Source organism: Bifidobacterium sp. (assembly GCF_022640935.1).
In the GTDB taxonomy this organism is placed as follows: Bacteria; Actinomycetota; Actinomycetes; order Actinomycetales; family Bifidobacteriaceae; genus Bifidobacterium.
This window is the reverse complement of sequence record NZ_JALCCV010000039.1, coordinates 1-17,127: the sequence shown is the minus strand read 5'-3', so window position 1 is coordinate 17,127 and position 17,127 is coordinate 1. Positions and strand designations below refer to the sequence as shown.

14 protein-coding genes are annotated in these 17,127 nt (G+C 60.3%); 5 read left to right on the top strand and 9 right to left on the bottom strand.

The features are described from left to right. Nucleotides 1-591: 591 nt before the first annotated feature. The 8 genes from LKG04_RS08050 to LKG04_RS08015 form a co-directional block, all read right to left on the bottom strand. Entirely contained in the window at nucleotides 592-1,128 is a 537-nt protein-coding gene (locus LKG04_RS08050) for a DUF3180 domain-containing protein (RefSeq protein WP_291762483.1), read from the bottom strand. After that, nucleotides 1,125-2,156 carry a hypothetical protein gene (locus LKG04_RS08045; RefSeq protein ID WP_291763754.1) on the bottom strand — a complete coding sequence of 344 codons (1,032 nt, stop codon included), beginning with the start codon at nucleotides 2,154-2,156 and terminating at the stop codon, nucleotides 1,125-1,127. The genes LKG04_RS08050 and LKG04_RS08045 overlap by 4 nt, the downstream gene beginning before the upstream one ends. Nucleotides 2,157-2,192: 36 nt before the next feature. Beyond that, complete coding sequence (ftsH, locus tag LKG04_RS08040; RefSeq protein ID WP_291762476.1) at nucleotides 2,193-4,283, bottom strand: ATP-dependent zinc metalloprotease FtsH; 2,091 nt, start codon at nucleotides 4,281-4,283, stop codon at nucleotides 2,193-2,195. After that, the gene (gene hpt / locus LKG04_RS08035) at nucleotides 4,280-4,843 is read right to left on the bottom strand and encodes a hypoxanthine phosphoribosyltransferase (protein ID WP_291762473.1); all 564 of its coding nucleotides are present in this window, start codon (nucleotides 4,841-4,843) and stop codon (nucleotides 4,280-4,282) included. Before hpt ends, ftsH begins: the two co-directional genes overlap by 4 nt. Next, nucleotides 4,830-5,933, bottom strand: coding sequence for a tRNA lysidine(34) synthetase TilS (gene tilS, locus LKG04_RS08030; RefSeq protein ID WP_291762471.1), 1,104 nt, complete (start codon nucleotides 5,931-5,933; stop codon nucleotides 4,830-4,832). Before tilS ends, hpt begins: the two co-directional genes overlap by 14 nt. Before the next feature lies 1 nt (nucleotide 5,934). Further along, nucleotides 5,935-7,473: a D-alanyl-D-alanine carboxypeptidase gene (locus tag LKG04_RS08025; protein ID WP_434734867.1), complete on the bottom strand. Its 1,539-nt coding sequence runs from the start codon at nucleotides 7,471-7,473 to the stop codon at nucleotides 5,935-5,937. A 169-nt stretch (nucleotides 7,474-7,642) separates the two neighbouring features. Further along, nucleotides 7,643-8,896: a glycosyltransferase family 2 protein gene (locus LKG04_RS08020; RefSeq protein WP_291762489.1), complete on the bottom strand. Its 1,254-nt coding sequence runs from the start codon at nucleotides 8,894-8,896 to the stop codon at nucleotides 7,643-7,645. Continuing rightward, nucleotides 8,896-10,530: an AI-2E family transporter gene (locus LKG04_RS08015; RefSeq protein ID WP_291762465.1), complete on the bottom strand. Its 1,635-nt coding sequence runs from the start codon at nucleotides 10,528-10,530 to the stop codon at nucleotides 8,896-8,898. The genes LKG04_RS08020 and LKG04_RS08015 overlap by 1 nt, the downstream gene beginning before the upstream one ends. 146 nt (nucleotides 10,531-10,676) lie before the next feature. Between LKG04_RS08015 and LKG04_RS08010 the strand changes: the two genes are divergently transcribed. The 4 genes from LKG04_RS08010 to LKG04_RS07995 all read left to right on the top strand — a co-directional run bounded on the left by LKG04_RS08010 (nucleotide 10,677) and on the right by LKG04_RS07995 (nucleotide 15,445). Then, nucleotides 10,677-11,606, top strand: coding sequence for a glycosyltransferase (locus LKG04_RS08010; RefSeq protein ID WP_291762463.1), 930 nt, complete (start codon nucleotides 10,677-10,679; stop codon nucleotides 11,604-11,606). 145 nt (nucleotides 11,607-11,751) lie between these two features. Then, entirely contained in the window at nucleotides 11,752-12,525 is a 774-nt protein-coding gene (locus LKG04_RS08005) for a (S)-acetoin forming diacetyl reductase (protein WP_291762460.1), read from the top strand. An 813-nt stretch (nucleotides 12,526-13,338) separates the two neighbouring features. Then, nucleotides 13,339-14,133: an EcsC family protein gene (locus LKG04_RS08000; RefSeq protein WP_291762457.1), complete on the top strand. Its 795-nt coding sequence runs from the start codon at nucleotides 13,339-13,341 to the stop codon at nucleotides 14,131-14,133. A gap of 61 nt (nucleotides 14,134-14,194) precedes the next feature. Beyond that, a complete protein-coding gene (locus tag LKG04_RS07995; protein WP_291762454.1) occupies nucleotides 14,195-15,445 on the top strand; it encodes a GTPase in 1,251 nt (416 codons plus the stop codon). Nucleotides 15,446-15,685: 240 nt separating this feature from the next. Here LKG04_RS07995 and LKG04_RS07990 read toward each other — a convergent pair whose 3' ends face one another. Beyond that, nucleotides 15,686-16,348, bottom strand: coding sequence for a GIY-YIG nuclease family protein (locus tag LKG04_RS07990; RefSeq protein WP_291762451.1), 663 nt, complete (start codon nucleotides 16,346-16,348; stop codon nucleotides 15,686-15,688). Nucleotides 16,349-16,399: 51 nt separating this feature from the next. Between LKG04_RS07990 and LKG04_RS07985 the strand changes: the two genes are divergently transcribed. Further along, on the top strand, nucleotides 16,400-16,906 hold the full coding sequence (locus tag LKG04_RS07985) for a nucleotide pyrophosphohydrolase (RefSeq protein ID WP_434734866.1): 507 nt from the start codon (nucleotides 16,400-16,402) through the stop codon (nucleotides 16,904-16,906). Nucleotides 16,907-17,127: the final 221 nt, after the last annotated feature.

Below are 17,127 nucleotides of genomic sequence, written 5' to 3'. Positions count from 1 at the left end.
TAATTCTCCCGGCTGTCAGCCAACAGCCTGACCGCCCGTTCTTTGAACTCCTTGGTATATCTCGTACTCATAATTCCATCATTCCTTATCGAGGGGAAATCAGGAACAAAACCCAGTCCATATCAGCAGGAAGATTCTTGGGATGCACCATTGCATCATCAAGAACAGCGAGTGAATGCGGGCGAATGGCAGCGTGAAACAGACAGCGCGACCGAGCCGTGAAGTGAAAAGCCCTGCCGAGGCGCTAGACAGACACCATTGTGCGCTGTCTGAAGGCGAGTGAGGGATCAACAACTCAATCCAAGACCAAAAACCGCGGAATACCAACGAGTTCAATAATCCAATTGGTGCGTCAACCTTCACTCAACACAAAAACAGCCATATTCACGTTGGATGCGGCAATCACCGTAACGCCAACCATAACGCCTGACTGAACGACACCGCGAAACGAACACCGCCGAATAGACGCCCCCGAAGCCACGAATCGGCAGCCACAGAGAGGCCTCGGCCGCACCGTAGTCACAAAGCCCCGGCTCATGTATTCCACGCACAAATGCCAATACGGCTGAAACTTGATTGATGATTCCCCTGTCACTCCGCCGAGCGGTTGGCCGCGGGCTGGGCAAGGCCTCGGCTGCGGTTGGCCTCGACTGTCTTGGGATGTTCGGGCCCTTCGTTCGGCGGCAACTGGCACAGCCATTCGCCGATGATCCCGATGACCATGTCGGCCAAGCTCACTGCGCCGGTGACTGCGCACTCGATGATCGCGTGGGAGAAATACGGGGCCTCGCCATGAGGCAGCACCACGAGCATCTGACCGCCATACCAGCCTGCGAGCGCGGCCCCGGCCAAACCCAGTGCCTTGGCGAGCACGAGTGTGTATACGGCCCTGGTCATGTCAAATACGCTGGAACGTTTCGCAGGGTCGGTGGTGGCGTATTTATGCACCTGCCACGCCAAGACAAGCACGACCAGCCCGAGAATCGCGAGCAACGCGGCGACGAACCAAGGCGCGCCGATAAGCGGCTCGTTCATCCGATCGCTGTAGGCTGCAAGCCCTGCGCCGGCGCCCAGACCCAGCGCCAGCGCAATCAGGTAGTACCACCATGGGGTGCGTTGCGCCTTCACTGTGTGCCTCCCAGCTGCGTCTCTCCAAACGGTGACTCTCCAAACAATGTCCCGCCCGATTGCGTTTCTCCCTGCCGCAGCTGCTCAGGTTGTGTCTCTCCTATGATCCAGTTGTCGGACAACAACCCGACCTGCATGGCGTCCGGCGCCAATGCCAGCAAAAATGACACTGGTTTGCCGCCGAATTGCGCATCAGGGTCCATATCCATCCACGGGGCGAGCACCGATGCGCGGCTGCCAGCTTCAGCCCACGGCACTACGCAGTCCGGGTCATCGCTGTGTACGCCTTCCATATCGACGACAGTCAGCTCGATGCTGCCTTCATACACGCGCGTAAGCGATCGCAGCGTGGCGACGAACGATTTCGGCGTCATTGTCGTAGTCAGCTGCAGCACTGCGGACATGGCGTCCGGCCCATCGAGATTGCTCACGTGGTATAGGGGCGAGATGCCTTCGATCTGCGTGCCGGGAACGGCGTCCAACGATACGACAGCCGATCGGAAGCGATGCTCGGCGTCACGGACCTTGCTTTGCATGACGACGACAGCGCGTCTGGTGGTCGGCATGGCAGTCCCAGGAACAGTCGTGGCCTCTCCTGATTGGCCGAATGGAGCTGAAGCTGCATCGGCAGAGGCATCGGCGGAAACGCCATCGCCCACAGTGTCAGCATTGCGCGTCTTCATGCTCGCAGGCGCCGGTACGGCAGTGATTGGGACATCGGCAAACGTGATTGCCGGAGCATTGCCCGCAAAGATGGCATCCGCGTCGTTGCGGGAAGCTGCAGCCGTCGGCGCATCCGCCTGAGCCGACGCGTCCGAATCCTGTCGCATCAGGCATTCGGCGATCCTTTGCAACACGACATCGGCATGGACATGCCCGCGCAGCCAGTCGAACCGCTCCTTGTCGAGCCCATCGAACGTGAGGCGAACCTCGGCGTGAACGCCTGCGCTCCGGGCATCCCCGGGGTGGGCGCTATCCTGCCGAATGGCCTCATCCTGAACGCCGAGGGGCGTGCCGTTATCCGACATGCCCCTCATGTGCTGCGCTGAGTCGTGTGTCACGACTCACTCCCCCGGCTTCATGCCGACTGAGCGTTTGAGCGATTCGGGAATCTCCACAGGCGGTATGTCGGAATCAGGCCGGCCCGCATCCGAAAGCCATTGCTTGCGTTCCGGAGCCTTCCTGATCGGCGCGAACACCTGTGCAAGCTCCTTGGAGTCCAGCGTCTCCTTGACAAGCAGCTGGCGCACAAGCTCGTCGAGCACCTCGCGGTTTTCGTTGATGATGTTCCACGCCTCGGTATGCGCAGTTTCGACTAGGCGCAACACCTCGTCGTCGATGATTTGCGCGGTCTGGTTAGAGTACCTGCGCGGTTGCAAGGCGTCGAGTCCCGAAGCCTGATCGTCCTCGCCCTCCCACTTGATGGCGCCCAGCTTCGTGGAGAAGCCGAATTCGACGACCATCTTACGCGCGATCTGCGTGGCTTTCTCGATGTCGTTGGACGCGCCGGTGGTCGGGTCATGGAAGACCACTTCCTCGGCAGTGCGCCCTCCCATCGCATACGCCATCTGGTCGAGCAGCTCGTTGCGCGACTGGGAATAGCGGTCTTCTGTCGGCATCACGGCCGTATAGCCTAATGCGCGTCCACGCGGCAGGATCGTCACCTTTGTGACCGGATCGGTATGACGCAGCGCCGCCGCGACCAAGGCATGACCGCCCTCGTGATAGGCGGTGTTGCGCAGCTCGTTCAGAGCCATGCCTTTGGATTGGCGTTTGGGGCCGGCCTGCACACGATCGATGGCCTCGTCGATGGCGCGGTCGTCGATCAGCTGTGCGCCGGCGCGGGCGCATAGCAGCGCGGCCTCGTTGAGCACATTGGCCAAATCAGCGCCGGTGAAGCCCGGGGTACGCACGGCGATGGCGTGCAGATCGACACCCGGCACGAAGGGCTTGCCTTTGGCGTGCACCTTGAGGATCTCCTCGCGGCCTTCCAGATCGGGCGCCTCCACGCCCACCTGCCGGTCGAAACGGCCGGGGCGCAACAGCGCGGGATCAAGCACATCGGGGCGGTTGGTGGCTGCGATGATGATCAGGTTCGTATCATTATCGAAGCCATCCATCTCGACAAGCAGCTGGTTCAGGGTCTGCTCGCGTTCGTCATGGCCGCCGCTCATGCCGGAGCCACGCTTGCGACCGACGGCATCGATCTCATCGATGAAGATGATGGCTGGGGCGTTCTTCTTGGCCTCTTCGAACAGATCGCGTACACGCGAAGCGCCGAGACCGACGAACATTTCGACGAAATCAGAGCCGGCCATGGCGTAGAACGGCACGCCCGCCTCGCCGGCGATGGCTCGTGCGAGCAGCGTCTTGCCGGTTCCAGGGGGGCCGTAGAGCAACACGCCGCGCGGGATGCGCGCGCCGAGCGCCTTGTATTTCGATGGGTCCTTGAGGAAGTCCTTGATCTCCTGCACCTCTTCGACGGCCGACTGCTCGCCCGCCACATCGGAGAACTTCGTCGTCGGCGTCTGGCCTTCGAGCAGCTTGCCATTGTTCTTGCGCCCGCCGATGCCGAACATGCCGCCGGAGCCGCCCATCATGCGGCCCATCACGAACCACAGCAGCAGTATGAGGATCAGGAACGGCAAGATCGAGGTGATCAGGTAGCTCCAGATGCTCGTCTCCTGCATGCTGGTGGTCCACCCTTTAGCGGGGTCGGCCTTGCGCACCATTTGCACGATCTGCGCGTCCTGGGAGGCCGTGTAGTAGAACTGGACGTCCTTGCCGTAATTCTTGTCGCGGTTGGTGTTGGGATCGGTGACGGTGAAATCCTGATCGAGCGTGAGCTTGACCATCTGCCGGTTGTCGACAATCTCTGCATACGTGACGGTGTTGCCATTAAGCAGATTCAGGCCGTATTTCGTGTCGATGGTCTGCGTGCCCTGGCCAGAGATCATCTGGAATACGGACAGCGTGAGCAGCACGAGCACGGCGATCCACAGCCACGGCGACTGCCAGAACGGCCGCCTGCCGTTGGGATTCTGGTTCCCGTCATGCTGCGAGAAGGGATTGGTGAACGGATTGCCGCCGTTGTTGCGGTTGCCGTTGCCATTATCGCCGCCGGGGGGCAGCTGTGGCCCTTGTGGGAAGCTCATGCCTGTTCTCCTTGGTATACTTCCGACTTCAACACCGCGATCGAATCGAGGTTGCGGAAGCGTTCGTCGTAATCCAGCCCGAATCCGACCACGAATTCGTCTGGAATCTCGTAACCCCTGTATTTCACGTCGACCTGCACCTCGCGGCGCGAAGGCTTCTCCAACAGCGCGAAAATCTCCACCGAAGCCGCTCCGCGCCTTTTCAGCTCGTCGACGAGCCATGCAAGGGTATGACCCGAATCAACGATATCCTCGACGATGAGAATGTGCCGCCCGCGAACATCGCTCGACAGATCCTGCCGGACGGTGACTGTGCCTTGGCTCGTCGTGCCCGAGCCGTAGCTCGACAAGCTCATGAAATCAAGCTCTGCGGGAATGCTCAGGGCCTGCGAGAAAGCGGCTATCGTGTTGACGGCACCTTTGAGCACGGCGATGAGCAGCGGATTCTTGCCTTGGTAATCCCTGCTCACCTGCCAGGCGACCTCGGTGATTTTGGCTTCGATTTGGGCTTTGCTGACCAGCTCGTGGTCGATTTCATCTGAGATATCAGCGATTTGCATGCCCACCATCTTGGCACAGGCGAATGACGTGTTTCTGGCGAGTCGCTGTATATCCGCTGGGAAGCGAAATCGGGCCCTGCCCGTGCCAATCCGAAACAAGCCGGTCGACCGCCTCGACATGGCGCGAAGTAGTAGTGATTCCCAATGAGGCCAAGGCATGCGCGATGACGCGGCGGCGCACGGCGACATGCTCGTCTGCCAGCATACCGACAGCCAGCCTCAGCGCCGGGGATTCCGCACGCCCGTTGTCTTCGCTGACAGCCAAGGCGGCGAGCCGATCCGCCTGCATGTCGAGGTATTCCTTGTCATCCCGCGCGAATAGCGCCATGTCCGCAAGATGCGAGATGACGTCGGCGCCTGTGAAACGCTCAAGGTACGGAATCAGATTGTGCCGAATCCGCGAGCGCAAAGGATAGTCGCCTGGCAGCATGGCCTCGCCGCCGCCATCGCCGCCATTGGTTGGATCATCCCACCATTGCAGCCCCAGATCCTGGCAGATGCCAGTGGTCTGCGCGCGTGTGATATCCAGCAGCGGACGGGCGAAACGCACGCCTTGCAGCACAAAGGACCGCGGCATCCCGGCCAACGCATCCAACCCCCCTGAACGCAGCAGGCCGATCACCACGGTTTCCGCCTGATCGCTTTTCGTATGCGCAAGCAGCACCGCCGCGGCATCGAGCCGTCGAGCGATCGATGCCAGCGCCTGATAGCGCTCTTGACGCGCCGCCGCCTCAACGCCCTGTCCTTGTTGCCGCACATGCACGGTTTCGATCTCCACTGGGCTCAGGCCCACTGCCCTGCACCGGTCGGCTGCCTGCCGCGCGACCTGCGCCGAACCCTGCTGCAGGCCATGGTCGACGACTATCGCTCCGCAGCGCAATCCCAGTGAGCCGCAAACGATATGGCTCACCGCGGCCAAGGCTATCGAATCGCGCCCGCCCGAACATGCTATGAGCACCAACGGGGCGTCCGTCGAAGGCTCATGCTCGCCATGCCGGATGAACCGCTCGCCCTGGCGGCGGATGCCGAGCCTTGCCAAGGCGAGGCGCACGCCGCCCGCCGCTGCTTTCAAACGCTGCGTGTAGACCATGTCATAGTCCGATCATGGCGCTGATCGCCTTATCCACCGCGTGTTTCGCCGCCGCGGCATCATCCGTGCCGTTGACGATGATGGCGAAGGCGAGCGTGCCGCCGTTGGTGCGCGACACGTTGCCGACGATGGCGGTCACATGCCCCAGAGACCCGGTTTTGACACGCAGCAGGCCGGCTGCATCGGGATCGCCCAAACGCTCGATGGCAGTGCCGACCAAGCCCGGCATGGAGAGGCCTTCGCCCGCCTCGGCTCCGGCGCCCGCGCTCAGATTGCGCGCCTGCACCTGTGCCAATGTCGCCGCGCTGATGCTCGAGCCGGGCGACAAGCCCGAACAGTCGGCCATCGTCACCGAAGAGAGGTCGATGCCCAGGTGTTCAAGCTCGCGCCGGACCGCCGCCACCGCACCTGCGGGCGAGTTCTGCGAACCGTTGTCCGACTTGGCACTGTTCGACTTCGTATTGCCCGAGCCGTCACCGCCTACGCCGCCGCGATGAGAATCAGCGCGCAACGCCAGCAGCCTGCCGAACTCCTCGGCCAGTGTGTTGTCGGAGTGCCGCAGCGCGAAGCCCAGCACTTCGCCGAGCGCGGCCGAATGCACCGAAGCCAGTGGGGATATGCCTGCTGGCGCGGTGCCGGAACGCACCGGACCTTCGATCGTGATGCCACGGTCTTCGAGAAGCCCGGCGAATGCTCGGGCCGCGTCTGCCGCAGTGGTTGTGGACAGCGGCGGATAGCTTTCGTACGTGTCGGGGTTCTTCGGCCGCCGGCTGCCAGGCCATGTGCGTCCGCCGTCAATAGCCATGGCGGAGATGGGCGTGAAATACAAGTTGTCCGGATTATTCTCGGCGCTATTCGACGGTGTGCGCTGGGCTCCGAACAGCGTGTCGTCGTAGGTCAGCCGCACCGAGCCGATACCCCGCTGGCGCAGGGCCTGTACGCTTTCGTCGGCCAGTGTGGCGAGACCTGCGCGGCCATTGACATGCGCCGGGTCGCTCGCCCCCCTGCCCAGCAGCATGTCGCCGCCGCCCTTGAGCGTCAGCGTCACCACGCCTGCCGGACTCTGATCAAGCATGGTCGAAGTTGAGAAGGTGGAACCCATATCCAGTGCGGACGCAGCGGCGAGCGCGGTCAGGGTTTTCAGCGTTGAGGCCGGTTCTCTCGGCGCGCCGACGGCATGACCGGCAACGACTGAACCGTTATCATCCGCGATGGCGAACGAGTACTGCGCGCCGACGCCCTCCGCGGCTCCGAAGCGGTTGATCAGCGCATTGGCCTTTGCCACATCGATCGGCACGTTGCGTTTGGCTGTTCCCACAAGAGTGGCCGCGGGAATGGCTTCGAGCGGAGTGGTCACCGTCACGCCGCTGACAGTCAAAAGGCCCGGCACGAGATCGACGATATCGGCAGCGACATAGCCCGCAGCCAGCAGCACGGTGACGAGGGAAGCAGCCACGACAGTGATTGCGCGGCGACGACCTTTCGCTGTCGACGCAATTGGCGTGGACGTGGCCGATTTACGCACAGCCGACCCAGGCACAACGAACCCTGTGCGTTCGTCTGGCCCGTTCTTCTGCACTGACGGTTGCCTCCTTGCGCTGTTTGCGCCATCGTTCGTGTCGTAGCCATGCCATCATATATGGTTTCGAGCTCGAGCGCCCTGTTCATGGCGCGCTCAATTCATGATGCGTCTTCGGCCGCAGCGTCGTTCAGGCGCGTCGTTCTTGCGAAGGCTCGGGCTCGCCGCGATGCTGGATCGGTTTCCACTCAGCCCTTGAGAACATGGCCTGGAAGGATATCGGCACATAGCTGAACATGTAGATCGGGAAGCTGAGCACGTAGGCGAACAGCTCTTTGTTCGTGGCCCCGATGTGATCGCGCTCGACCAGAATCGTGAGCGCAGCGATGAGCATCATGCCGAGTACGCCGATCACTGCGCCGCTCAGCCAGGCGGAGAGTGCGCCCAGCTGGCTCGTCCAGGTCACGAAGCCGAACGCGGCGAACAGGGAGCCGAGCAGCAACCGCGCCACGGTGAGCACCGTAAAAGGGCAGACCAGCAGCGTGAAATCGACTGCGGAGAAGTCCCGCTCCCGCACGGCGCGTTGGATGAGCGCCGGGCCGTAATAACGGAAGACCTGCAGGAACCCCTTGCTCCAACGCAGGCGCTGACGCCAGCTTTGATTGAACGCCACGGGTTGCTCGTCGTAGAGGATCGCCGTGCCGCAGTAGCCGATGCGGTCGCCGTGCAGCACCGAATCCATGGTGAATTCCAGATCCTCCGTGAGCAGATGGAATTTCCAGCCCCTGTTGCGCTGCATGATCTCACGCGAGAACATGAATCCGGTCCCGCCCACGTGGCAGCTGGAGCCGAAGACCATGCGTGAATTGTTGAGGAAGCGCGATTCGCGGATGAACCACAGGGCCGAGCCGGAGGAGACCCAGTTGTCGGAGAGGTTGACCGAGTTGCGGTAGCTCGTCAGGATGCGGAAACCCGCGTGGAAGGCCTTGTTCATCTCCTCGATGTAATGCTTGTCAAGCTGGTTGTCGGCGTCGAACACGAAGTAGGCGTCATAGCGCCCTGCCACGCCTGAATCGATCATGTGGTCGAGCAGATAGGTCAGCGCGTAGCCTTTGCCGATCAGCTTGTCGTCGAAACGTTCGACGACATTGCAGCCTTTGGCGCGCACGACGGAGGCCGTGTCATCGGTGCAATTGTCGGCCACGAGCCAGATGTCGACGAGAGCAGCAGGATAGGTCTGCGCGCGGATCGAATCGATGAGGTTGCCGATGACGTTCGCTTCGTTGCGCGCGGAAATCAGCACGGCGTAACGCTTGTCCATGGGAGCTGTGGGAAAGCGGATCTGCTTGGAGAACAGGCCGGCGAGAATGCATATGACCTGATAGATCAGGCTGACACTGCCGAGCAACACCATCAAGACATCGAGCATGGTGAGCAGAACCATCAGTGCCACCTGCTTCGCGGATTGTCATTGGCGTCGGTCTCAGGCTCTAAGCCGGAAGCGCCCGAGACGTCGGCATTATCTGGACCGTCAGACCCTTCCGAACCGTCGGGGCCGCTGGAGTCCGGGGCATATGAAACAGGCATGTCAGAATCGCCGGAATCAGCCTCGCCGTTGGCAACACCGGCAACGGCGCCATCGTCATCGCCGCGTTCGGCGCTGCGGGCGGCTGCACGGTTTTCATCATCTTCCGTGCCGCGCAACGCGACGCCGTGCGGTTTCTTGGCAAGTGCGCCTTTGGGAATGGCGACGGTCGCGGAATCCTCCGCATCCGGCGAATCCCCATTGCCCTGCAAGCGGTACAGCTCCCCCTGAAGCCTCTTGATCTCGTCGTTCATCGGCACGCGCGCGCTGCTTCCCCGCGCAGCCCGAGGCATGCGGCTGCTCATCGGGCGGATGACATGCTCGTTGAAAGCTTCAGCGCCTTCCACGACCTTGGACTTCTTCACTGGCTGCGGGTCAGACATCAAAGGCGAATCGACCAGCTCGTAGCGCTTCGTGTAGACCTTGAAGATGGCTTGCACGCTCGCAGTGATCGGCAGCGCGAGGAAAGCCCCGAGCGCACCGAACATGGCGCCGAGCACAAGCACCGAGAGGAAGGCGATGGCGGGGTTGAGATCCATGGTGCGCTGCGAGACCTTGGGCGACAGCAGGAGGTTCTCGATCTGCTGGTAGATGATGATGAACACGACCACACCCGCGGCGTACAGGATGCCGTTCGAGCTCCATGCGAAGATGACCGGCAGCGCGCCGCCGATATAGGTGCCCACGGTAGGCACGAACTGCGAGACGATGCCGCAGAACAGCGCGAGCGGCAGCCAGTAGGGCACGTGGATAACCGCGAGGAAAATACCCGTGAAGGCGGCGTTGAGCACGGCCAGAATCGTGCGCGAGAATAGGAAACCGGAGATCTGATCCTGCACCACGGTCCAGCCGAGCAGGAAGCGCCGCTGCGCCACTGGCGCCATCCACTGACACAGGCTCCGGCGCATCTTGGGGCCTGAAGCCGACACGTAGAACGTCACCATGAGGATGGTGAGCGCGTTGAGCAGGAAGCCGAAAAAGCCCACGGTCGTCGTGAGGGCCTGGCCCGCGAAATCGGTGACCCATGAGGTCTGCACGTTCTTGAGGATTTCATTGCCCAGGCTTTCCATTGCCGGCAGCTTGAACGAGCTGTTGTCGGAAACGAGCTTGGCGATCTGGTCGTACAAGCCGGGAAGGCCCTTGACCATGGAAAGGACCTGCTGGACGAACATGTTGCCGAACAGCCCCAGCAGCGCGAGCACAACCATCATCAGGCCGATCAGGCTCGTTCCAGCGGCAGCCCCGCGCCGCCAGCCGTGGGCGACCAGGCGCATCACCAGCGGCTCGATGGCCAGCGCGATGAAGAGCGAAATGACGATGTCGAATACGACGAATTCGACCTTGCCCCACGACTGCCATACGAATATCGACAGGAACACCGCTATGGCCGCGTACAGCAGCGCCCTGCCCCACCAGTCCGGCGGGCGGCGCGAGTCGCCCTTGGCGGGGAACACGGAGGCGAAATCGATCTTCTGATCGTCCTTGGGAGTCATGCCTCACATTCTACAAGGAAGCGCACGATATGGCTGCGGGCGGTCGCCGCCAGGCCGACCTGCCGTCGAACAGACGCGACCTCCGCTGCCTTGTCGCACACGGGCATGGGCCGGGCTGTAGGCATGGGCCTCTATTGTAGTTGCCTATGCAGAGTGTTTCGATCATCATCCCCGCATGGAATGAGCAGGATCGCATTGCCGACTGCCTGACCAACGCCACCCGCCAAAGCGTCGCCCCGCACGAGGTCGTCGTCGTCGATAACCGCTCAACCGACGACACCTGCCGCATCGTCGAACGATTTATGGCGCGGAACCCCGAGTCTCCGGTGCGCCTGCTGCATCAGGAAACCGAGCAAGGTTTGATTCCGACGCGCAACTATGGCTTCAACCATGCCACTGGCGATGTGCTGGGGCGCGTCGACGCCGATTGCATGCTCAAGCCCGACTGGGTGGGAGTGGTCGCACAGCTCTTCACCGACGATCCGGCGGCCATGGGCGCCACTGGGCCGGTGGCCTATTACGACATGCCCGCCAAGCATATGGCGTTTCGCGGCGACGACCGCGTGCGGCGCAGCACCTACCGCGCCGACGGCGGGCAGGTGCTGCTTTTCGGCTCCAACATGGCGGTTCGCGCGAGCGCTTGGAAGGTCATCGCCGGGCAGGTATGCCGCGATCGGGACGACGTGATGCACGAGGACATCGACCTTTCGCTGCACCTGCTCGACAACGATATGAAAACCGTCTATCTGCGCAATATGATCTGTGCGATCTCCGCGCGGCGCATGGACACCTCGCTCGCGTCATTCCTCAATTACATGAGGCGCTTCAGAAACACGTTTGCCGCCCACCCCGAGCATTGGCGGCGGCACAAGACCGAACGCGCGCTGATCTCCCTCTACCCCGGGCTGCGGCTGCTCTACCCCGTGTACCAGAAATACCTTGACGTGCTGGACGTGAACCCGGCCGAGCGCATCTGGCTGGGCGAGCAGATCGAACTGGCCGAGCGCGAAGGCGAACGCGAAGATCTCGATGGCGAGGAAACCGGGAACGAAAAAGAGAACGTGGGTGTTCGCTGAGCGCAAAGCCATGACCGGCCATCGGCCTTTGCGTTCCGGTGCGCCTACGCATCAGCTGGACACGCAAGGGTGATACATTTCACATTTCAGTCAATCAGACTCGATATCATTATCGAGGATTCATACTAGTGACGAAAGGGCTGTTATGGCAGAGAAAGTAGCATTCGTAACCGGCGGTGCCCAGGGCATCGGCGAGGCGATCTCCAGACGCTTGGCGAAGGACGGCTTTGCCGTCGCCGTCGCCGACCTCAACGTTGACAAGGCCGGTGACGTAGCCCAAGCCATCACGGACGACGGCGGCGAGGCCATCGCCGTCAAGCTTGACGTTTCGGATCGCGACGCCTTCTCAGCGGCCGTAGACGAGGCGGCCGAGAAACTCGGCAGCTTCGACGTGATCGTCAACAACGCCGGTCTCGGGCCCACCACCCCGATCGACACCATCACCCCCGAGCTGTTCGACAAGGTCATGCACATCAATGTGGCCGGCACCATCTGGGGCGTGCAGGCCGCCGTGCGCAAGTTCCGCGAGCTGGGCAAGAAAGGCAAGATCATCAACGCCTCCAGCCAGGCGGGCGTGGTCGGTAACCCGAACCTCATGCTGTACTCCTCTACCAAGTTTGCCATCCGCGGCCTCACTCAGGTCGCCGCCCGGGACTTGGCTCCCGAAGGCATCACCGCCAACGCCTTTGCGCCTGGCATCGTCAAAACCCCGATGATGCTCGACATCGCGCACCAGGTCGGCAAGAACGCCGGCAAGGACGACGAATGGGGCATGAGCACCTTTTCCAAGGACATCGCACTGGGCCGCCTGTCCGAGCCCGAGGACGTCGCCGCCGCCGTGGCCTTCCTGGCCGGGCCGGATTCCAATTACATCACGGGTCAGACGATCATCGTCGACGGCGGCATGCAGTTCCACTGAGTTCGGATTCGGCGTTGGCGCATAAATCCAAAAGCCCGGTTCGGAGTTCACGCAGTATCGTATTCGTGGACTCCGAACCGGGCTTCATTATCTCGCGTATGTGCGATGCCCTCTGTAAGAACAAAGACTCTTCGAGTTTTTATTTGGTTTTCCTTCGCCATTGTGCATATCGGGCTTATGTGTAGCAGGTTTCAGCCTCTGCGGGCATCTATCGGTCTTATGTGTAGCACCTGATCACCGAGAGCCCGAGTAGATGACGCGCAAAACCGCCATCTACCGGCATCATTACCCGAAATGCCGGAAGATAGGTGCTACAAATAGGCCAGATGCATCCCCATGCCATCTGGAACCTGCTACACATAAGCTCGATACAACCCACTGACGGACCACGGCAAGCAGTGTGCGTGGCTCGGCTACGAAAAACATGAACCGAGACGTGCACAACGCGAACTGAGAAACCAAGATAAACCACAGACGAAGGCACGAACTCATACATCCGGGCCTTCTCGTCTCCATCGCACAGTTGTCTGCGACTTCAGACGATGCTCCCTTATCGGATCGCTGAGTCCGGCACTCCGCAGCTCGTTCGCGTTGCGCTGCAATACGGTTGCGCGTGCCTGCGATATGCCATGCTGGAAGGTGCGAGCCATCGAGCCATAAGTGGCAGTGGCATACGGGCGACAATGCTCGTCATGGACTCAAACTGCGCGGCAACGCGTCGAGTTGCGGCAGACGCCAGGCCGAAGACATGCAATCGCATTAACGACGAGCCGAGAGGCGGGCAAACACAACGAACGCACAAGGAGGCGAACGATGATGGCATTCTTCCGACGCGGAACACCGCTCGACGCAGAGCAGGCGAAGCTCGATCGCGCAGAAGCACGGTTCCTCGCCAAACGCCGGCAGTCGAAGGAATCGCGATTGAACCAGTTGCTGGATGGCAAAGTGCCGCCCAGATTGCGCGACACCTTGGACAAGGCCTTCGTCAAGGCGTTCGATCTGATATTTTCCAAGGCCACGCCGGTCATCGACAAAACCTACAACGGCGACAAGGCGCGGCGCGAGTATCAGGTCAACAGCCTCGCAGCCGATGGCCATCCCAGCAGACGCAACTTCAGGCAATTCTCCAGGCAGGCCAATGGCTCGGCCCGGATCAATACCGCCGTCTCGACCACAGCCGGCGTAGGCCTCGGCGTGCTCGGCATCGGCATCCCCGATATCGCGCTGCTCGTGGGCACGATGCTGCGCGGCATCCATCAGATCGCCCTGCAATACGGCTACGAGCACGACAATGACGCGGAACGATATTTCATTCTCCTGCTCATCGAAGGCTCGGCCGCGCACGGCGAGCGCCTCGATATGATCGACGCTGACGCCAACGCCTTCATCCATCATCACGCGCTGCCGAATGCATATGACGCCTCGGAGCAGATACACGCCACGGCCTCGGCGTTGTCGGACGAGATGCTCTATATGAAATTCCTGCAAGGCATCCCCATCGTCGGCGCGATCGGCGGCGCATTCGACGCCGTGTATATGCATAACCTGACTGCGTATGCCAGGCTGAAATACCGCAGGAGGTTCCTGGTCAATCGGCGGACGCCGTGAACGCGGCTAATACCTCACATGTTTCACAGATTCCCAAGGAATTGCAAAGAAGAGAGGCATCATGGACGTCACGAGCACGGCGCAAGTCACGACCGGCACAACCGTTATGGCTCCCGCACTCAGCATGAAGCCCGCACTCACGGCAAACCTCACGTCGAAAGCCAACGTGCTGGTCATCGGGAATTCCGGAGTAGGCAAATCCACGCTGATCAATGCGGTGCTCGGCGAAGAGGCGGCGCTGGCGGGATTCGGCACGCAAGGCACGACGAGGGAGCTGCGGGTCTACGAGAATGCGACGCTGCCCTTCCGACTCATTGATACAGCCGGGTTCGAACCATCGTTCTTTAAGCGTCATGCCGCGATCCGCGCAGTCAAAAACTGGTCCAGAAACAATGCCAAGACAGACACAGTCGATACACGGATCAATGCGATCTGGTTCTGCATCGACGGCACATCGAGCAAGCTCTTCCCCAACACCATCCACAGCCTGTCGCAGGCGACGTCGATGTGGCCGTCGGTGCCGGTCATTGCGGTAATCACGAAATCGTATTCGGCTCCCGACCGCCAGCACAATGTCGAACTAGTCGCCAACGCCTTCTCGTCGCAATCTCATCGCACGAATCTGCGCAAGATTATCCCAGTCGTTGCTGAAACCTACATGCTCAACGAGGACGCCTACGCCGCGCCCGAAGGTATCACAGAGCTGATCGACGCGACGAACGATTTGCTGCCGGAAGGCTACAAGGCCGCCGAAAAGGATATTGAGCGCTTCACGCTCAATCGCAAGCGTGTGCTCGCCCAGAGCGTGGTGGCGGTTGCCACAACCAGCGGCGCGGTGGTGGGTGCCGTGCCGATTCCCTTCCCCGACGCCGCGATCCTCGGCCCGGTCGAGATCGCGCAGATCAATGCCCTCGCGCGGATATACGGCATCGCCAAGAACGAGGCCTCGCGCAAGTTCTTCGATTCGATTGTGCAGGTCGGCACGGTGTCATTGGCGGCCCAAGGCGCGATCAACGCGCTCAAAGCCCTCCCCGGCGTCAACCTCGGCGCTGCGGCGCTCAATGCCGTTATCGCCGGCAGTATCGTCGCCGCGCTCGGCGAAGGCACTATTTTCGCCTTCGAGCAGGTTGCCCTGGGCAGCAAAACCGTCGCCGACACCGAATGGGTTCGTGGTCTTATGCAATCCCGTCTTTCTGCGGACTTTGTCGCCACAGCCAAAGCCGCTCTGGCGAAATCCGGCGACGGCATGAGCGTCAGAACGATTGCGCAGATTGTGCTCGGGGCGTTTATATCGAAGAGGGGCAAGAAGTAAAGTCAAGACCTTCCAGGAACCGTTCGGCATCAGTGCATAATGCCTATTTGAGATTAAAGTAAAGAAACTATTGCCCGAAAAACCGACTTGCCCTGCGGGGCATCGGTGACAACCACGTACAATCCGGTATGCACATTCAGATACTTTCACGGCAACTGTGAAACTCCACTGTTGCCACGCACCGCTTGCCATGTCTCCGCTGTGCCACGCACTGCTATGCCACGCGTGGAACAGCCTCTCTCAATCTTGCTTGAAGCTCCGAATCCACGACAAACAACAATAGCCCGTGAACGCCGCGCCTTGCAGCACGATCAGTTGCGAATTCCGCTCTTCCCTCTGTTCAGAAGCTTTGTCTTCGCTTCGCACACTATCGGCAACCACAGAAAGAATATATTCTTCAGCCTCCTGCTGCTCCCCCGTAAGTTTATGGAACGGCGAGGCCTTGAACAACGCGGAATCACGAATGATCTGCTCGCTGGGAAACAATTCAGGATCCTGACGATGCAGTTGCAGCCAGATGTCGTCGAATATTCGATTGAATTCGTCGTGCGTGTAATAATCGCCCTGCGCGTTCGACCGCCGATTATTAAGATGCCGCACTATAGAAGACCCAAGCAAATAATGCATAAGTCGATTTTCGACATCAAAAGTCAGTGACTTGTTGAAATGCGGATCGCCGATGACATACTGCCAGACGGAATTCGGGTCCGCTGACAGCCGTTTCGCAAATCCCATCCAGTCCGTTCTGATCGCCGGATCGGACTTGAGATGCTGCAATGTCCGTTCTCTGACGTGGTTTGTCTCCCCCACATACGCCACGCATTCCGGCTTGGCGGCCTTGCCGCGGTCATTCGCATCGTGAACGATATATACCGTAGGAAAATGGAAAATAAGCTTCTCCATAAACGCATCAACATTGGACTCACCGCCGTGTTCGAATGAGGAATACTGACGATGAAGAATCGCTGTTTTGGCACGTGCCGGGGCATGCCACCTATTATGCCGAGTACGCTGCTCATTCGTTTGGTAGTATTTAGTGTTGTTTGTCGTTTCGCACCGATCATTTCATCTCAGCGCTGGTGTTGTATTATTGGCGCATTATTGGCGAGATATCTCACTACACTCGATCCTATGCTCAGTGACTCAACTATCGACCTCATCTGCAAATTCTCTGACGACCGCGACTGGAACAAATTCCACACGCAGGAGAACCTGGCAAAATCAGTCAGCATTGAGGCGGCCGAATTGCTTGAATGCTATCAATGGTCAGGCGAAGCCCGCGACGGCGATCTTGAACATGTACACGAGGAGCTGGCCGATGTCATCATCTACTGCGTCATGCTGGCCGACAAGATGAATCTGAGCCTCGACAACATCGTTCGTGACAAACTCGCCAAAAACTGCAGAAAATACCCGGTTTCAAAGGCGTTTGGAAAATCTGTGAAGTATACGGAGTTGTGAGACTGCAGACTGTCTAGGCAATCGAACACCCCCTCCCTTTTTCCCTTTCCCTTCTTTTCCCCGCGCTGACTCCCAAAAATCGCTCTGCCCCGGTATGATATGGACTGGGTTTTGTTCCTGATTTCCCCTCGATAAGGAATGATGGAATTATGAGTACGAGATATACCAAGGAGTTCAAAGAACGGGCGGTCAGGCTGTTGGCTGACAGCCGGGAGAATTAC